Origin of the sequence: Nonomuraea cypriaca (assembly GCF_015645445.1) — a bacterium.
Taxonomy (GTDB): Bacteria; Actinomycetota; Actinomycetes; order Streptosporangiales; family Streptosporangiaceae; genus Nonomuraea; species Nonomuraea cypriaca.
In genome coordinates, this window is record NZ_JADOGI010000216.1 from 1 (window position 1) to 17,506 (window position 17,506).

Below are 17,506 nucleotides of genomic sequence, written 5' to 3' on the forward strand. Positions count from 1 at the left end.
GCCCTGCGAGCACACGGCGGGGAGTCAGGCGAGGGCGTGGGCGAGGTGGGAGGTGGAGTGGTAGAGGTCGCGGTAGAGGGCGTACAGGCGGTCGTAGTCCGCAGCCGCCTTCGGGTCGGGTTCGACGAGGGAGGCGAGCGGGTTCCAGCCGTCGGACGGCACGCCGGAGGCTCGGGCGGCGAGCATGGCGTCGCCGTAGGCGGCGCCGACCGTGTGGGCGGGCAGCATCTGCGGCTGCTGGAGGACGTCGGAGACGATCCGCGTCCACAAGCCGCCCCGTGTGCCGCCGCCCACCGCCACCAAGCGCCCGGCCGATCCACCCGCCGAACCGCCCGCCGACCGCATGGCCTCCATGTTGTGCCGCACGCCGAAGGCCGTGGCCTCCAGCGCCGCCCGGTAGAGATGGCCGCGCCCGTGCCGCAGCGTCAGGCCGATCACCGTCCCCCTGGCGTCCGGGTCGAAGAGCGGCGTGCGCTCGCCGGCGAAGTACGGCAGCATGAGCAGCCCCTCGGCGCCCCGCCCGGCCGTGTCGGCCTCGGCCGTGAGCGCCTCGAACGAGGCCCCGGTCAGGTCCCGCAGCCACGCGGTGATCGCCCCGGAGGTGGCCATGCCGGCCGCCAGGTTGTACGTCCCCGGCGTCACCCCGACGGTCCCCCACAACTGCGGCGACACGGCCCGCGACGCGAGGACCTCGACGAGGAACATGGTCGTGCCGTACATCAGCATGACGTCGCCCGGCGCGTCGACTCCGACGCTGAGCGCCTCGGCCCACGCGTCGATGGTCCCCGCCACCACCGGGATCCCGGCGGGCAGCCCGGTGCGGGCCGCCGCGTCGGCGGTGATCGTGCCGGCGACCTCGCCGCTCCAGGCCAGCGCGGGCAACTCCAGCTCGGGTACGACCTCCCAGTCCGTGATCCACTCATGGGTACGGGTGTCGTACAGCGGCGTGCACTGACTGGCGGAGTGGTGGTCGAGCACGTACGCGCCGGTCAGCCGGTGCACCAGCCACGAGTGCGCCATGAACATCCGCCGGGTCCGCGCCCACACCTCGGGCTCGTTCACCCGGAGCCATTCCAGTTTGGGCCCGGCCGCCTGGGAGGTGAGCGGCGACCCGCACCTGTCCAGGATCGCGGCCTCGCCATACCGCTCGGTCTGCGCGGCGATCTCGGCGGTGGCCCGCGTGTCGACTCCGTACAGGATGGCGGGGCGCAGCGGCGTGCCGTCCTCCGCGCAGGCCAGGACGCACGGCCCGATCCCGCTGATCCCGACGGCGGCGATGTCGGGACGGGCCAGCTCGGCCACGATCGAGGCGAAGTCCGCCCACCAGATCGCGAGGGCGTCGTGCTCGAACCAGCCCGGCCGCGGCGTGGCGGTACGGTGCTCGCGTACCGCCGTGGCCACGACCGTGCCGTCGGGCGCGACGAGCACGCCCTTGGAGCTCGACGTGCCGATGTCGACGCCGAGGAACATCAGCTCTGTCCCGACAGGTCGAACTGCTTGTAGAGGTCGGCCGCGTTGTCCTTGGTGACCTGGGTGGTGCCGAGCACCTGCTGCTTCTCCACCGGCTGGCCGTGCAGGATCTTGTTGACCGTGTCGGCCGCCTCCTGCGCGCCCGTCGGGTAGACGAACGTGGCCGAGAGCTGGCCGAGCTGCACCGCGCGGATGCCGCCGTCCGGGATGGCCAGGCCGTCGATGCCGACGAACTTGATCTTGTCCGCCCGGCCCGCCGCCTGCGCCGCCAGGTACGCGCCCAGCGCCATCGGGTCGTTGTGCGCGTACACGAGGTCGATCTGGGGGTGCTGGGCCAGCCACTGCTGCATGATCGGGGTGGCCTGCTCCTTCAGCCACTTGCCCTCGCGGTCCGCGATGATCTCGATCTTGGGGTTGGCCGCGATGGCCTCGCGGAAGCCCTTGTCCCGGTCGATCTGCGGCTGGTTGGAGGTGATGCCGCGCAGCTCGACGATCTTGCCGCCGTCCGGCAGCAGTCTGACCGCCTCCTCGCCCGCCTTCTTGCCGATGAGCACGTTGTCGCCGCCGATGAAGGCGGTGTAGCAGTCCGTGTTCACGGTGCGGTCGAGGACGATCACCGGGATCTTCGCGTCGCACGCCTGCTGCACGGCCGCCGTCAGCGGAGCCGGCTCGGTGGGCGAGACGATCAGCGCGTCGACCTTCTGCGTGATGAAGTTCTGGACCTGCGAGACCTGCGTGGCGCTCGACTGCCGGGCGTCGGCGATCGGCAACAACTCAATATCCGGATATTTCTCCAAAAAGTGCTGCAACTGCAGGTTGAGCTGAGCCCGGTACGGCTCGGCGTTGTTCGACTGCGAGTAACCGACGACGAACTTCTCCTTGGCGCCGCCGTCCGCGCCCGCTGAAGGCGCGGGCGCCTTGGACGCGCACGCCGCCGCGAGCACCGCGCACAACGCGATGGTGATGGCCTTCTTCACGATCGAGACCCTCCTCGGAAGAACTTGAAGAGATCGGGACGCTGCAGGACGACCGCCACGACGACGATCAGTCCCTTGATCACGAGCTGCCAGTTGTCGCTGACCGCGTTCAGCCCGAGCACGTTGTCGAGCAGCGTCAGGATGAGAGCCCCGACGAACGTGCCGATGATCGTGCCCTTGCCGCCGGCCAGCGAGGCGCCGCCGATGACCGCGGCGGCGATGGCGTCCAGCTCGAACGACTGCCCGGCCTGCGGGTCGGCCGAGGCGCTGTAGGCGGCGTCGATCGGCCCGGCGAACCCGGCTAGCATGCCGGACAGCGTGAACACCGCGATCGTGACCGCCGTGACGTTCACGCCGGACAGCCGGGCGGCGGTGGGGTTGCCGCCGACCGCGTACACGTGCCGGCCGAAGCGGGTCTTGGTGAGGATCAGGTGGAAGATCACGCAGACCACGATGAACGCCAGCACCGGGTAGTAGATCCGGTCGAACAGGTTGTGGCCGGGCGTGCCGAAGAGCTGGAACGCCTCCGCCTGCGGCGTCAGTTTCCCGTCGGGCCCGGCGATCTGGGTGCCGACGCTGACGTTGTCACTGACCTGCCGGTCCAGTCCGCGTACGACCGAGAGCATGGCCAGGGTCATGACGAACGACTGGATACGCAGCCAGGTCGTGCCGGCGCCGTTCAGGAAGCCAAAGAAAGCGCCCACCACCATACAGATCGGGACGATCTGCCACGGTTCGAGCGAGTACTTCGACAGCATCATCGCGGCCGTCATCGACGCGATGCCCAGCAGCGAGCCGACGGACAGGTCGATGCCGCCGGTCAGGATCACCAGCGTGACGCCCACGGCCAGGATGCCGCGGGAGGCGAAGGCGCCGATGGCGTTCGTCATGTTCGTCTCGTTGAGGAACATGTCGCCCTTGGTGGCGATCCCGACGGCGAGGATCAGCACCAGGCCGATGTAGGCTTGCGCACCGCCGAGGGCGGACAGCGTGCGCCGCAGCCGGCTCTCCGCCGGCGCCTTGGCGGGTGCGGGCGGCGCGGTCTTGGTCGTCATAGGGTCATCACCTGTTGTCGTGCCATGGCGGCTTCGAGAATCGCCTCCTGCGTGGCCTGGCCCCGGCCGAACTCGGCGGTGATCCGGCCCTCGCACAACACGAGGATCCGGTCGCACATCGCCAGCAGTTCGGGCAGCTCGGACGAGGCCACCAGCACGGCCTTGCCTGACGCGGCCAGCTCGGACATCAGCGCGTGGATCTCCGCCTTGGCGCCCACGTCGATGCCGCGGGTGGGCTCGTCCATGAGGATCAGCGACGGCGCGGTCAGCAGCCATTTGGCCAGCACGACCTTCTGCTGGTTGCCGCCCGACAGGTTGCCGACGGTGAACCGGGTGCTGGGCGTCTTGACGCGGAGCTCGCGTACCTGCCGCTCGACCTCGGCGTTCGCCTTCTTGGCCGCCACGACGCCGAACCGCAGGAACCGCTTGAGCGAGGGCAGGCTGGCGTTGAAGGCGATGGTGTTGCCGAGCACCAGGCTCTGCGCCTTGCGGTCCTCGGCGACCAGCGCCACACCGCGCGCGATCGCGTGTCTGGGGCTCCTCGGCCGGTACGGCCGGCCGGCCAGGGTCATCGCGCCCCCGGCCGGCCGATGCACCCCGAAGATCGCTTCGAGCAGCTCGCTGCGCCCCGCGCCCATCAGGCCGGCGACGCCGACGATCTCCCCGGCCCGTACGGACAGGGAGACCGAGCGCAACGCGGTACGCCCCGAGCCGGCCTCGCCGGGCACCGACAGGTCCTCGACCTTCAGCAGCTCCTCGCCCGTGTCACCGCCGGCCGCGCGCGGGAACATCTCGCCCAGCGGGCGGCCGACCATCATCTGGATCAGCTCATCCCTGTCGATGGATGAGCGCTCGCCTACATAGCGGCCGTCGCGCATCACGACCACCCGGTCGGCGATCTCCTCCAGCTCCTCCAGACGGTGCGAGATGTAGATGACGCCCACGCCGCGGCCGGTCAGGTCGCGGATGACCTCGTAGAGCCGGTGCACCTCCGCGTCGGCCAGTGCCGAGGTGGGCTCGTCCATGACCAGCACGCGGACGTTCTGCGACAGGGCCTTGGCCACCTCGATGAGCTGGCGTTCGGCGATCTTGCACTGCTTGATGAGCGTGCGCGGGGACAGGTCGAGCCCGAGTCCGCGCAGCAGCTCGGCCGCGCGCGACTCCATACCCTTGCGGTCGAGGAACGCGCGTTCCCTGCCGAGGAAGATGTTGTCCGCGATGGACAACTCGGGCACCAGGTTGAGCTCCTGATGGATCATGGCGATGCCGTGCCCGCGCGCGTCCTTGGGCGAGTGGATGCGCGCGACCTCACCGCCGATCTCGATCTCGCCCTCGTAGTCCTTGAACACCCCGGCCAGGATGTTCATCAGCGTGGACTTGCCCGCGCCGTTCTCACCGAGGAGGGCCACCACCTCGCCCTCCCCCACCGTGAGGGACACCCCGTCGAGGGCCCGCACGCCGGGGAAGGACTTGCCGATGGCCCGCATCGTCAGAACCGTCACCGCAGACTCCACGCGGTGTAGGAGGCGGCCGACCAGGGAGTCTTCGGAGTGAGCTGGACGGTGATCTCGCGGTGGCCGCGGGTCGCCTCGGCCGGGATCTGGTAGACGTCCTCCAGCCATTTGCGTGAGGTGTTGCCGAGGGGCTGCACCCAGTCCGCCAGCCTGTGCCCGTTGACGGTGACCTCGGCGTGCTGCCCGGCCACGCTCTGGTCGCCCGTACGGCGCAGCTCCACGCCCCGGTTGTTCTTGTCGATCTTCAGGGTGAAGCCGACCGGGCCTTCGGTGACGCGCTGCGTGGCCTTCAGCGTGTCGAGGTTGCGGAAGTCGCCCTCGAACGCCGAGTCGAGCGTCGTGACCTCGCCCTCGCCGGTGTAGTCGTGCGCCCGCTCGCTGGCCTGGTCGCCGACCCTCAGGGCGTCGGTCCTGGCGGAGGCGGGGCGGTCGGCGCCGTACCAGTAGGCGGTGGAGGAGTAGACGCCCTCGACGTCGTTGGTCCAGCCGTGCTCGATGTCGAACGTCAGCGCGCTGCCGAACGGCACCGCGTCACCGATCATCAGCCGGTACGCGCCGGTGCAGTCGTTCTGCGCCGGGCAGCCGGTGGCCGGAGCCAGGTGCGACGGGTTGCCGTGGAACGGGGTGTTGAACGTCTCGCGGTTGAAGTACCAGCCGGCCTGATAGAAGTCCTCGGTGCCGGTGCCGTGGATCTGCGGGGAACGGGAGCCGTCCACGTAGACCCGCTCGTCGCCCTCGAGGTAGTTGCGGGTGGTCGGGCCGCGCATGGTGTGGCTGACGCCGACGAACTTGCCCTGGCCGGTGGCCCGCAGGAAGGTCCAGCTCTTGCCGGGCGTGGTGCCGCCGGCGCGGGACTGCGTACGGAAATATCCGACATTTCCTGTCATGGGGCGGCGGGCCGAGGTGACGGACGCCTGCCCCTCGATGGTCCGGTCGGAGTCGTTGTACAGCTCGACGGTCGCGCCCGACTTGTACGGCATCGGCCACCAGGACGACATCGACCTGGTCTTGGGGTCCATGTCGTACATCAGGGACTTGACGGGCATCATGGCGTGCGCGCTGCCGAAGAACTCCCCGACCGGTGCGTCCACGGTCCGCTCGCCGTCGAAGCGGATCCGCAGCCGCAGGCCCTGCAGGACCTCCTGCGTCGCCCGGACCTTGGCGATCTCGTCCTGGTCCATCGGGAAGGCGAAGGTGCGCTCACCCTGCCAGGTCTGAGCGACGATCTTGTAGCCGTGCGCCGCCTCGTCGGCGGCGTCGCCCACGTCGACCGTGTCGGTCCGCTTGCCCGCGCTGTCCACCCAGTACGTGAACTCGTTGTAGTCGTTGTCGGAGGAGACGAACACGTTCTTGACGGTGATCTGCGACTTGCCCTTGGTGGCGGCGCCCGGCAGGTCGACGGTCTCCTCGGCCCACATGCCCGCGGCGCCCAGCTTGCTCGGCGCCCACTGGGCGACCTCCTGGCCGTCCACGAGCACCTTGGCGACCTGTCTGCCGATGGCCGGGTCGATGCGCCGGGTCAGCCGAACCCCGTCGTTGGCGGGATCGATCTTCACGGTGAACTCGCTGGAGCCGTTCCTGCCGAACGCCCGGCCCTCGTCCGCCAGGGTGTCGGGCAGGACCTGCTCGGCCTGCGGCAGGCTGAGCTTGATCGCGGACAGCAGGCCGGAGCCGCGCGTGTCCGCGACCCGTACGGACTGGCCGGGGGCCAGCTTCACCTGGACGTCCTGGGTGCGCGCGCCCTGGAGCGCCGGCTTGGGGTCGCCGCCCGCCTTGAGCCGGTCGATCACGTCCTGCGCCTTGTCGGCCGGGTCGAACGTGGTCACGCCCTCGGCGTCGGCGAACGTGCGGTAGCTGACGTGGTAGAAGAGCGGGTTCTGCTCGGTGGTGATGCGCATCGAGCGGGTGAACGGCATCGGCACCTCGAGGTAGACGCCGCCGGAGCTCTGGTCGGCGTTGCCCACCAACGGGTAGACGAACGGGGCGCCGAGCTTGCCGTTCACCAGGTCCTGCAGGCTCGCCTCGACGACCTTGCGGCCGTCCAGCTCGATGGTGATCTTGCCGGTCCTGGTGACGTCGCCGCCGTCCCTGGTGAACCAGATGGCCTGCACCTCGCCGGCGCCGGTGTGCTCGGCGAGCAGGCAACCGGGGGCGGAGCTGCTCAGGCAGGTGAACTTGCCCTCGAAGCCGTCGTTGTTGTCGGCGGTGCGGTCGAAGCTGGAGAACTGCTTGGTCTGCACGCCCACGGGCAGCTCGGGGAGCCGGTCGAGCCGCCGGTAGACGTCCCATCCGACCGGCCCCTTGGCCGTCGCCTCGATCGGCGCCTGGGCCTCTGCCTGGGCCGGGGCCTGGGCCTGGGCGGGTGCCGCTAAGGCCGCGGACGCCAGGAGGGCTGCCGTCAGAACGTTCTTAAGCCGCATCTCCGAACCCTTCGAACTCGACGCCGAGCTGCTTGCAGACCGCTTCGAGCTCGGCGACGTAGTCACCGGGCACCGCGTGGATGTGGTTGGAGCCGAACCTGGCCAGGAACTCGGTGGCCGGCACGTGCAGCCTGGTGAACGCGTGCGGCCACTCGAACGTCGACTGCCTGGCCATGGCCTCGTTCGTGGCGTCGTCGTACAGCTCGAAGTCGCCGCGCATCACGTGCATGCGGTAGGTGCCGTCCCTGCGGGTGAGCCGCGCGAACGTGGCGGCGCCGGGCGCGGCCAGGTGGTGGACGCTCGCCCCGCCCGCGGGGAAGAAGAAGACCTCGGGGTAGAAGTGCGTCTTCGCCAGGTTCTCGGCGGGGTCGTCGGAGCGGGCGGCGTACCAGGTGGCGTGCTGACCGGAGTTGGCCAGGTCCCACACGTCCTTGTCCGCGTGGTAGTGGCGCACGTCGGCGAAGAGCACCGGGTCGCCGCTCAGCAGCTTGAGTATCTGCATCGACAGCGCGCCGTCCATGTCGGCCTCGGTCGCGCAGACGTGCGTCTCCTTCGGGCCCTCCCAGTCGTAGGGGTCGTTGAGGAACGACTCGGCGATGTCCATCGTGCAGAAGTGGGTGGTCAGCTCGGGCTGGCCCTTGATGCCGGAGAAGTCCAGGTTCCACTCGTCGATGAGCTCGCGCATCGCGTAGTACGTGCGGATCTGCCGCTCGAACAGCTCGGGCGTGAGCTGCTTACCGTCGTAATGGACGTTGCCCTTGGTCTCGAGCCATTCGCGTGCCTCCTTCACCCTGGCCGCGGAGGCGTTCTCGCTCCGCCGCACGACCTCCCACTGGTCGATCTCCTCGACGTCGACGCCGAACGTGCGCATCCACTGGTCGGTGTTGGCGACCGCGGTGTACATGCCCATCGGCCGGCCGCCGATCCGCCCGAACGTCGAGCCGCGCAGCCCGCGTACGGCCTGGGCGGCGCGCACCTCGATGAGCACGCGCTCCTTGACGGCCGGCTCCTCGATGTCGCCCCAGGCCCGGGAGTGCACCCGCCCGATCTGGTCGAGCCCGCCGCCGCCGGCGAGCATCCCGACCATGCCCGGCTGCACGGGGTCGATGTTGGCCATCAGCAGCAGCGGGCCCGGCGTCGACTCGGCCGCGAGCATGGTGAAATGGGGGAACGCCCAGACGGCGTAATTGAAGATCGTCAAGTCGGGCCGCTGATCGGCCATCCATCTCGCCTGCGACGTGGCCAGCTCATTCGTCCACACGATCTCCGGCGCCACGATCACCTCGTGGCCCTCCTTGCGCAGCGCCTCGGCGAGCGCGGAGGTGGCGGCGTCGATGTGATCGACGAGATCGCGGGCCACGAAGTCCCGTCCGTCCGAGATGCTCAGCACTCCGATACGTGCCACGTCTATTGACCTCCATGTCAGATTTTGTGAAATCGATTGCTCAGAAATCGATTTCACCCAAAGCTAGGACTCGCCCCCGGGAGCGTCAATGGCGCTTCACATCACAGAATGGCAACGGTGAACGCCGCCCCAGGACAGCCGGTGCATCCACGCCCCGCACCCACCGGCCGGGCGCGGGGTCCTGCCCTGACAGGGTCAGGTGGCGCGGGGGTGGGAGCTCTCGCGTGGGTGGAGTTCCGTCTGCAGCACCATCCGGGCCGTGGGCCGCGCGGGGTTCTCGATCCGGTCCACCAGCAACCGGGCCGCCGCCCGCCCCAGCTCGTACGTGGGCTGCCTGACGGTGCTCAGCCCCGGCCGGAACAGCCGGGCCCACGGGATGTCGTCGAACCCGATGACCCCGACCCGGTCGGGAATCGGCACCCCGCGCTCGGTCAGGAGCTCCACCGCGCCCACGGTCATCAGGTTGTTGGCCACGAACACGGCGTCCATCTCCACCCCCTCGCCGAGCAGGGCGGCCATGGCCGAGTAGCCGCCCTCCTCCCTGAAGTCCGCGTGCCGTACCAGCCTCCGGTCCTGCGGCAGCCCGAAGGCCCGCAGCGCCCGCTGGTAGCCGCGCAGCCGCTGCATGGCGGTGGACATCCGGCGGGGCCCGGTGATGCAGGCGATCCGCCGGTATCCGGACTCCAGGAGATGGTTGGTGGCCATCTCCGCGCCCTTCTCGTTGTCGACGAGTACGGCGTCCACCTCGGTCTCGGCCAGCTCCCTGTCAATGGTCACGACGGCGGTCCCGGCCGCGACGAGCGCGCTTATGTCGGTCGCGTCGTCCGCCGGCGAGATGATCACTCCGGCCATGTTGTCCGCCTTGGCGACCGCGATGTACTCGGCCTCCCTGGCCCGGTTCTCATCGGTGTTGCACAACACGACCGAATAGCCGAACTCCCGTCCCCCGTCCTCCACCCCCCTGACGAGCGAGGTGAAGAACGGGTTGCCGACGTCGGAGATGAGCACCGCCCACAGCGTGGTCTGCCTTCGCCTGAGGTTGCGCGCCACGCCGTTCGGCCGGTATCCGAGCTCTCGCACCGCCGCGTGCACACGTGCCGCCAGCTCCGGGTTGACCGTGGAGCGGCCGTTGAGCACGCGGGAGACCGTCGCGGCGGAGACCCCGGCATGCCGCGCGACATCTTGGATTTTGAGCAACCTCGTCCCATCTCATGACTGGCACTCCAGGCAGACCACCAACCGCAGTCTAGCCTGGAAATCGATTACCGAGAGAACGGCAGCCGCTCCTCGACGGGCGCGAGCCCGAACGGACGGTGGGGCAGGGTCTGGTACCAGTACGCGACCGACGAGAAGTCGTCGGACCGCTTGTTGGCGTGCCCGTGCTCGATCGTCACCTTGATCGACTCGGTGAAGGTGACCGGGTCCTCGACGTGGAAGCGGTAGAGGGAGATCTCCCCGCTCCAGTTCTCCCCGCCGGGCATGGTGATGCCGTGGTAGGGCGCGTGGTACGTCTGCGTCGGGCACCAGGCCGTGTTGAAGTAGTCCTCGGTCCCGGTCCCGTGCAGCGTCGGCGGGAACGACTCCCCGTCGATGAAGATCATGTCGTCGCCTTCGCCGTACCAGTTCCAGTCGCTGGTCTCGCGCAGGTTCCTGATGTTGAGCACGCAGCCCACGTAGTGCCCGCGGCCGACGGCGTCCAGGATGACGTAGTTGCCGTCGCCCGTGTCGTTGACGCCCTCGACCTGGAACTCGCGGTTGCTCTGCGTGCCCTGCGGTACGCCGTCGGTGGGCCGCTCGCTCCGCCACTGCGCGTGGAAGTAGCCGAGCTCTTCCTCGGCCGCGCCGAACTCCTCGTAGTCGATGTAGTAGTAGAAGAACACCGGCTCGCTGGACAGCTCGCTGATCAGCTCCACCTTCGCCCGGCTCGCGAACGGCATGTGGAACCACGAGTTGAAGCTCTTGCCGTCCTGCGGGCTCATCTGCAGCGGCGCCGAGACGAAGTTCGCCGACTTGGCGTGGCCCATGCCGAAGAAGTCGCCGAGAGGCACCAGCACGCTCGGGTGCTCCTGGTCCTCCCACGTGATCTTCAGGACGAGCTTGCGCAGGTAGTCGAGGTCCTTGGCGTCAGGCACGTCCTGCATCGGCAGCGCCACCGTGCACCAGATGTGGTTGATCGAGCCCGGGCCCTCGATGTCGGCCAGGGTCACCGTGGTGCCCGCCTCGACCGTCAGCCGGTCCTCGTTGCCGCCCGTACGGTCGTAGCTGGAGATCCGCCTGCGCTTCGAGGCGCGCAGGCGGGGGAGGTCGCGCAGGCTGCTGCCGTAGTTGCCATAGGTCATGCGGAGGGTTTCCTCACTTCAATCCGGAGGTCTTGATCGCCTCGACCAGACGGCGCTGGCCGATCACGAAGGCGATCAGGGTGGGCACGGCCGCGACGAGCGTCGCGGCCAGGATGTAGTTCCAGGACGAGCCGTACTGGCCCTGGAGGGTGGCGATCCCGGCCTGCACCATGCGCAGGTCGGGGTCACGAGTGGCGGTCAGCGGCCACAGGAACGCGTTCCAGTTGGCCAGGAAGAACAGCACGGCGAGGGAGGCGAGGATGGGCCGGCTGAGCGGCACGATCACCTGCCACCAGCGCCGGAGATATCCGCATCCGTCGAGGTCCGCGGCCTCCTCCAGCTCACGCGGGATCGACAGGTAGTACTGCCGGAGCATGAAGATCCCGAACGCGTGGAAGATCGCCGGCAGGATCAGCCCGGCGAACGTGTCCAGCAGCCCGAGCTCCTTGGCCACCAGGAACAGCGGGACCAGGATCACCGGCAACGACACCAGCATGGTGGACACGATGATCGAGAAGATCACCTGCCGGCCGGGGAAGCTCAGCCTGGCCAGCGCGTACGCCGCCATCGAGTGCAGGACGAGGGCGATCACCGTGACGGCCACGGAGACGATCGCGCTGTTGAGCATGTACTTGCCGATGGGCACTTCGGTCAGCACGTAGATGATGTTGTCGAACGTGATCGTGCTGGGCAGCGCCAGCTTGAAGAGCTCCTCCTTGGGCTTCAGCACCGTCACCAGCAGCCAGAGGAGCGGGGCCACCGTGATGGCGGCCAGCACGTACCCGGTCAGCGCGCGCAGTTTAAGCGGCATCGAACCGGCCTCCCTTCGTGGCCCCGAACATGAGGCCCGTGGCCAGCACCAGGAATCCGACGACCACGGTGGTCAGCGCGGCCGCGTAGCCGTAGTTGTTCAGAGTGAAGGCCTGCTGGTAGATGTAGAACACCACGGTGGAGGTGCTGTTGGCGGGCCCGCCGCTGGTCAGCACGTAGACCAGGTCGAAGGCCTGCAGCCCGGTCACCGCGCCGACGGTCGAGTTGACCACCACGAAGAAGCTGGTCGGCCGCAGCAGCGGCCAGACGATGAAGCGGAACCGCTGCCAGGCGGTGGCGCCGTCGACACGGGCCGCCTCCTCGAATTCCTTGGGGATGTCCTTGAGGCCGCCGAGCAGGATCAGCATCTGGTAGCCCATCAGGAACCAGATGCTGATCACCACCAGCGATCCGAGCGCGAGGGACGGATTGCCGAGGAACGACACCTCGCCCAGCCCCAGCGGCTGGAGCAGGGCCGGCACGGCGCCCTGCTTGTCGACCAGCAGGAACTGCCAGACCACGCCGACCACGACAAGACTGATCACGTGGGGAACGAAGAACAGCGTCCGCACCAGGCCGACCCCCGGGAAGTGGTCGCGCACCAGGAGGGCGAGCCCGAGGCTGACGACGAACCCGATGGGCACGAACGTCACCACGTACGTCAGCGTGACCTTGACGCTCCCCCAGAGCTGGGTGTCCTCGGCCATCTGCCGGTAGTTGTCCAGGCCGATGAAGGTGTAGCCGCCGAAGCCGTCCGCGCTGAACAGCGAGACTCCGATGGCCAGCACCATGGGCAGCCCGACGAACACGAGCAGGCCGATCAGGTCGGGCGCCACGAAGGCGTATCCGGCGAGTGCCTCCCGCCTGCGACGGCTCCATACCCGCGGCGGCGCGGCGGGCGGTTTCCCGACCGTCGTGCCCGGGTCGACCAATGTGGCCATGCTTTTCGCCTTTCTCTACCAGTTCAGGGGGTTTACAGCATCGCTGCGCCCTTGTAGCCCTTCAGGAATGTGTCGATCTTGCCTGCGGCGTCCGCCGCGGCCTGCGCGGGGTCGGTTCCGCTGAGCTGGGTGGCCTGGATGGCGTCGGAGATCGCCTTGTAGACCTCGGGGGTGTAGCGGGGCTCTCCCCTGCTGCCGGGCACGATCTGCTCGAGGAAGACCTTGAGCTGGGGCGAGTCGAAGGCGCCGGCGGCCTGGGCCGCGTCCTGCACCGACTTGCGGGTGGGCAGGTTGGTCTTGACGACGGTGTTCCACTGCCGGCCGCGCTCGATGCCCTCGGCGTCAGAAGCGGCCAGGGCCCAGGCGACGAACTTGGCCGCGGCCTCCGGGTTGGCGCCCTTGGCGTTGGCCACGAAGGCCCAGCCGCCGACGTCGGTGGTGTAGGTGCCGCCGTCGGGGACGGGCAGCGGGAACACCCCGTAGCGGAAGTCCTTGGCGTCCGTCGCCATCTCCGAGACCGACCAGATGCCGGTCTGCTGCATGGCGACGTAGCCGGAGCCCAGGTTGGCCGGGCCGTTGCCGGCGCCGTCGCCCTGCGGCTTGCGCGGCGCGACCTTGGCGTTGACCGCGTCCTGCCAGAGCTTGAGCGCGGCGTGCACGGCGGGCGAGTTGAAGCCGGGGTTGCCGCTCTCGGGCACGGCCGCGCCGCCGCCCATCCACATGAACGGATACCAGGTGAAGTTCTGGTAGTAGCCCGGGATGGTCTCGAACAGGACGCCGAACCTGTCCTTCGTGGTGAGCTTGGCCGCCACGTCGAGGAACTGGTCCCAGTTCTTCGGGATGTCGCCCTCGGACAGCTTCGCCTGCTCGAAGGCGTCCTCACTGTAGAGCATGCCCAGCGGCTCGGCCTCCATGGGCAGGCCGTAGACCTTGCCGTCGACCTGGCGGGTGGCGAGCACGCCCGCGTCGAAGTCGGCGATCTGCTCCTTGGTGAGGTGCGGCGTCAGGTCGGTCAGCACGCCGCCGTTGTGGTAGCGGAGGAAGTCACCCGGGCTGAGCAGGAAGATGTCCGGCCCTTCCCCGGCGGCGAACGCGGTCTGCAGCGCGGTGCCCGCCAGGTATTCGGCGGTGGGCATGTAGTGGAGTTTGACCTTGACCTCGTTGTTGGCGTTCCAGGCCGCCACGAGGTCGGTGAACCACTTGCTCTGGCCGCCGGCCTGGGGGTTGGGGCCGTAGAAGTTCCAGAAGGTAAGCTCCTTGGCGTTGCCGCCGCCGCTGCCGCCTCCTCCACAGGCCGACAGCAACGGCGCGGCCACGGCCGTACCCAACATCGCGGCGCCGCCACGCAGCAGCGACCGGCGGGACATCCTGTCGAAGGCCGACATGTCATCCTCCAGATCGTTCGAGAGCCCGGGATCGAGCAATCGATTTCTCAGAGAATGTAGAAGTCGGCATGACCAGCGTCAAGAAGTCTGCGTTACGGCTTGCTAAATCTAGGAATCGATATCCTCACGAGACCTGCGCGGACACCCTCTCGGCGGGCGCCAGGCACGCGATCCGGTTCCGGCCGCGTTTCAGCCCCGTTTCCAGGTCCAGCCCGGCGGACGGCTCACTCTGACGTGCGATCACCGGCGGGCGGGACGCGGCCGGGCGGGACGAGGTCGGTCAGGGAGACGGCCAGCCAGAGCTGCAGGCGGTGGGCGGGGTCGGTCAGGGAGCGGCCGGAGACGCGTTCCGCGGCGGCCAGGCGGCGGCGCAACGTGTTGCGGTGCACACCCAGCTGTCTGGCGGCCGTCTCCACGTTCTCGCCCGACTCCAGGAACGCCCGGACGGACGCGACCAGGTGGCCGCCGTGCCGATCCTCGTGCTCGCGGAGCGGGCGCAGGACGGCGGCGGAGAAGCGGCGCCCCGCGTCCGGGTCGAACGCGTCCCTGAGCAGCGCCCAGGGCTCCAGGTCGTCGACGTGGGTGTAGCCGTCTGCGGACGCGGACAGCGCCGTCGCGTGACGTGCCGCCGAGGGCAGCTCGTCCAGGGTGAGCGCCCGGCAGCCGCCACCGGAGACGCCCAGCCGCCCGCACAGGTCGCCGCCGCGCCGCCGCCCGTCCTCCCGCAGGACGAACAGCGTCGTGCCCGGCCGGGGGCACACGAACACCAGTTCCTCCGCGTCCGGGTCGGCCACCACCTCCCCGAGCGCCTCGATCGCCGCCTCGATCGTCACGCCCGGCCGGGCCGCGACCACCTCGTACGGCGGCGCCGCGACCGGGCACAACTCACCGAGCTGCCGCGCGGACAACCCCCCGTCGAGTACGGCGGCCAATAGCGCCTCCCGCTGGGCGTGCGCCTTGACCCGCCCGGCGCGCACGCCGAGCAGCTCCATCGCGAGCAGGCAGGCGGCCTGGTTGGTGAGCATCCTGACGTGCCATTCCAGGGGCGAGGCGGTGCGTACCGCCAGCCAGCCGGTCGGCGGCCCGGAGAAGCCGAGACTCTGCACCTGGACGACATGGATGCCGTCGTCCAGCACCCCGGAGCTCCTGACCGGGCTCCGCCCGTCGTCGGCGCGCCCGGCCGCGTTCCGCGCCGCGTCGACGGCCCTGGGATGCCAGGGCCGCTCCCCCGCCGGTGCCGCCGCCCCGGGGTTGCCGTGCGGGTCCAGCAGCAGGGTCTCGCCGCCGGTGTGCTCGGTCAACGCACGCAGAATGCCCGGCGTGCCCGACTGCAGGGCGGCCCGCGCCAGGCCCTCCTGCGCGGCCACGACGCGCCGCTCTCCGCGTACGCGCTCGTCGGCGTGCCAGGCGGCGACGGCCTCGGCCACCGCGATGAACGGGGTGAGGATCTCCAGCACCGCGAGTCCGCACGCGTCGGCGGCGCTCAGCACCTCTTCCGGCACGGCGGCCATCGACTCGCCGAGGGCGAAGGCCAGGCCGGCGCAACCCGCGCCCGACAGCCGCTCGACGTACGCGCGCCGGCCCTCCGCGTCGGCGGGCAGGCCGAGCCCGATGGTCATCACCAGCTCGCCACCGCGCAGCCAGGGCACGGGGTCGGTCAGCTCGGACACGTGCGCCCACCGCACGACGTGCGTCAGCCCGGCGCGGCCGGACAGCAGGCGCATGCGCATGCCGGGCAGGGTCATGACTTGGGCGACGGTCAGCGCCATGCCGGTCCTCGGGGCGATGCGGGTGCGGGGTCTCGCCGCGAGCCGCCAAGGCGGCCCACGGTGCAGGTCGCACTCTATTTCACCGTCCGCGGTGCGCTTCGCCCCGGCCCTCATCCCACTGACCTGGACTTATCGTCGTCGCACCCCCAGAGCTCCGGAGGACCCATGACTCGCGCCTCACGGGCGGCCGGCGCCGCCTTCGTCGGCACCATGATCGAGTGGTACGACTTCTACGTCTACGCCACCGCCGCCGCGATCCTCTTCGACGACCTGTTCTTCCCCAACGCCTCCAGCCCCACGGTCGCGCTCATGGCGTCCTTCGCCACCTACGCGGTCGGCTTCTTCGCCAGGCCGCTCGGCGGCATCGTGTTCGGCCACTTCGGCGACCGCGTCGGCCGCAAGTCCGCGCTGGTCGTCACGCTGCTGATGATGGGCGCGGCGACGTTCGCGGTCGGCCTGCTGCCGACGTACGACTCGATCGGGGCGCTGGCCCCGGTGCTGCTGGTGGTGCTCCGCTTCGTCCAGGGACTGGCGGTCGGCGGCGAGTGGGGCGGGGCCGCGCTGATGGCGGTCGAGCACGCGCCGGCGGGCAAGAAGACGTTCTACGGCGGTTTCGCCCAGCTCGGCAATCCGGCGGGCGCGCTGCTGGCCACCGGCGCCTTCAGCCTGATGAGCCTGTTCGGCGAGGAGGCCCTGCACGCGTGGGGCTGGCGGCTGCCGTTCGTCGTCTCGGCGGTGCTGGTGCTCGTGGGGCTGTTCATCAGGCTGCGGGTCGAGGAGTCGCCCGTCTTCGAGCAGGCCGACAAGACCGGGGTGCCGATCAAGGAGGTCTTCCGCGTGTCGTGGCGGTCGGTCCTGCTCGGCATCGGCACGCTGCCCGTCGCGATCGGCGGCTACTACATCCTCACCACGTTCCTGCTGTCGTACGCCACCAGCCCGTCCGCCGGCGAGTCCGAGCAGCTCGTACTGAACGGCCTCAGCCTGGCCTCGTTCGTCGAACTGGTCGCCACGCTGGGCATCGCCTGGATGGGCGACCGGTTCGGCGGTCGCAAGGTGGCCATCTGGTTCCTGGTCATCACCGCGGCACTGGCCGTGCCGCAGTTCGCGGTGCTCGGCACGCACAACGTGTTCCTGATCTTCCTGATGCTCGCGGTGATGCGCCTGGCCACGTCGGGCACGTACGGGCCGATGGCGGCCATCCTGGCGGAGATGTTCCCGCCCCACGTCCGCTACACCGGGATCTCCCTCGCCTACCAGGGCGCGGGCGCGATCTTCGGCGGGCTGTCCCCGCTGGCCGCGACCGCCCTGGTGGGCGCGGCCGGCGGGGCCGCGTGGCCGGCCGTGGCGCTGCTGGTCGGCATGTGCGCGCTCAGCGTGGTCTGCCTGGCCGTGGCGCCCCGCCACCGCGACCGCGTCCCCGC

At 69.8% G+C, this 17,506-nt stretch carries 13 protein-coding genes; 1 reads left to right on the plus strand and 12 read right to left on the minus strand.

Translation table 11 applies throughout. From position 1 onward, the window contains the following. Positions 1 to 24 precede the first annotated feature (24 nt). From ITP53_RS44005 to ITP53_RS44060, 12 genes are all read right to left on the minus strand, one after another. Complete coding sequence (locus ITP53_RS44005; RefSeq protein WP_195901424.1) at positions 25 to 1,470, minus strand: FGGY-family carbohydrate kinase; 1,446 nt, start codon at positions 1,468 to 1,470, stop codon at positions 25 to 27. Continuing rightward, positions 1,470 to 2,447: a substrate-binding domain-containing protein gene (locus tag ITP53_RS44010; protein WP_207757282.1), complete on the minus strand. Its 978-nt coding sequence runs from the start codon at positions 2,445 to 2,447 to the stop codon at positions 1,470 to 1,472. The genes ITP53_RS44005 and ITP53_RS44010 overlap by 1 nt, the downstream gene beginning before the upstream one ends. Next, the gene (locus tag ITP53_RS44015; protein WP_195901425.1) at positions 2,444 to 3,502 is read right to left on the minus strand and encodes an ABC transporter permease; all 1,059 of its coding nucleotides are present in this window, start codon (positions 3,500 to 3,502) and stop codon (positions 2,444 to 2,446) included. The genes ITP53_RS44010 and ITP53_RS44015 overlap by 4 nt, the downstream gene beginning before the upstream one ends. Then, complete coding sequence (locus tag ITP53_RS44020) at positions 3,499 to 5,004, minus strand: sugar ABC transporter ATP-binding protein (RefSeq protein WP_207757283.1); 1,506 nt, start codon at positions 5,002 to 5,004, stop codon at positions 3,499 to 3,501. Before ITP53_RS44020 ends, ITP53_RS44015 begins: the two co-directional genes overlap by 4 nt. Further along, positions 5,001 to 7,436: a glycoside hydrolase family 172 protein gene (locus ITP53_RS44025; RefSeq protein WP_195901426.1), complete on the minus strand. Its 2,436-nt coding sequence runs from the start codon at positions 7,434 to 7,436 to the stop codon at positions 5,001 to 5,003. The genes ITP53_RS44020 and ITP53_RS44025 overlap by 4 nt, the downstream gene beginning before the upstream one ends. Further along, the gene (locus tag ITP53_RS44030) at positions 7,426 to 8,841 is read right to left on the minus strand and encodes an L-fucose/L-arabinose isomerase family protein (RefSeq protein ID WP_195901427.1); all 1,416 of its coding nucleotides are present in this window, start codon (positions 8,839 to 8,841) and stop codon (positions 7,426 to 7,428) included. The genes ITP53_RS44025 and ITP53_RS44030 overlap by 11 nt, the downstream gene beginning before the upstream one ends. Positions 8,842 to 9,036: 195 nt before the next feature. Continuing rightward, complete coding sequence (locus tag ITP53_RS44035; RefSeq protein ID WP_195901428.1) at positions 9,037 to 10,038, minus strand: LacI family DNA-binding transcriptional regulator; 1,002 nt, start codon at positions 10,036 to 10,038, stop codon at positions 9,037 to 9,039. 65 nt (positions 10,039 to 10,103) lie between these two features. Further along, on the minus strand, positions 10,104 to 11,180 hold the full coding sequence (locus ITP53_RS44040; protein WP_195901429.1) for a glycoside hydrolase family 172 protein: 1,077 nt from the start codon (positions 11,178 to 11,180) through the stop codon (positions 10,104 to 10,106). 13 nt (positions 11,181 to 11,193) lie between these two features. After that, positions 11,194 to 11,991: a carbohydrate ABC transporter permease gene (locus tag ITP53_RS44045; protein ID WP_195901430.1), complete on the minus strand. Its 798-nt coding sequence runs from the start codon at positions 11,989 to 11,991 to the stop codon at positions 11,194 to 11,196. Further along, positions 11,981 to 12,931: a carbohydrate ABC transporter permease gene (locus ITP53_RS44050; protein WP_195901431.1), complete on the minus strand. Its 951-nt coding sequence runs from the start codon at positions 12,929 to 12,931 to the stop codon at positions 11,981 to 11,983. The genes ITP53_RS44045 and ITP53_RS44050 overlap by 11 nt, the downstream gene beginning before the upstream one ends. A gap of 32 nt (positions 12,932 to 12,963) precedes the next feature. Next, positions 12,964 to 14,316, minus strand: coding sequence for an ABC transporter substrate-binding protein (locus ITP53_RS44055; RefSeq protein ID WP_207757284.1), 1,353 nt, complete (start codon positions 14,314 to 14,316; stop codon positions 12,964 to 12,966). Between the two features lie 224 nt (positions 14,317 to 14,540). Continuing rightward, positions 14,541 to 16,085: a PucR family transcriptional regulator gene (locus ITP53_RS44060; RefSeq protein ID WP_195901432.1), complete on the minus strand. Its 1,545-nt coding sequence runs from the start codon at positions 16,083 to 16,085 to the stop codon at positions 14,541 to 14,543. 165 nt (positions 16,086 to 16,250) lie between these two features. Between ITP53_RS44060 and ITP53_RS44065 the strand changes: the two genes are divergently transcribed. After that, a partial coding sequence (locus tag ITP53_RS44065) for an MFS transporter (RefSeq protein WP_195901433.1) occupies positions 16,251 to 17,506 on the plus strand: 1,256 nt, incomplete at its 3' end.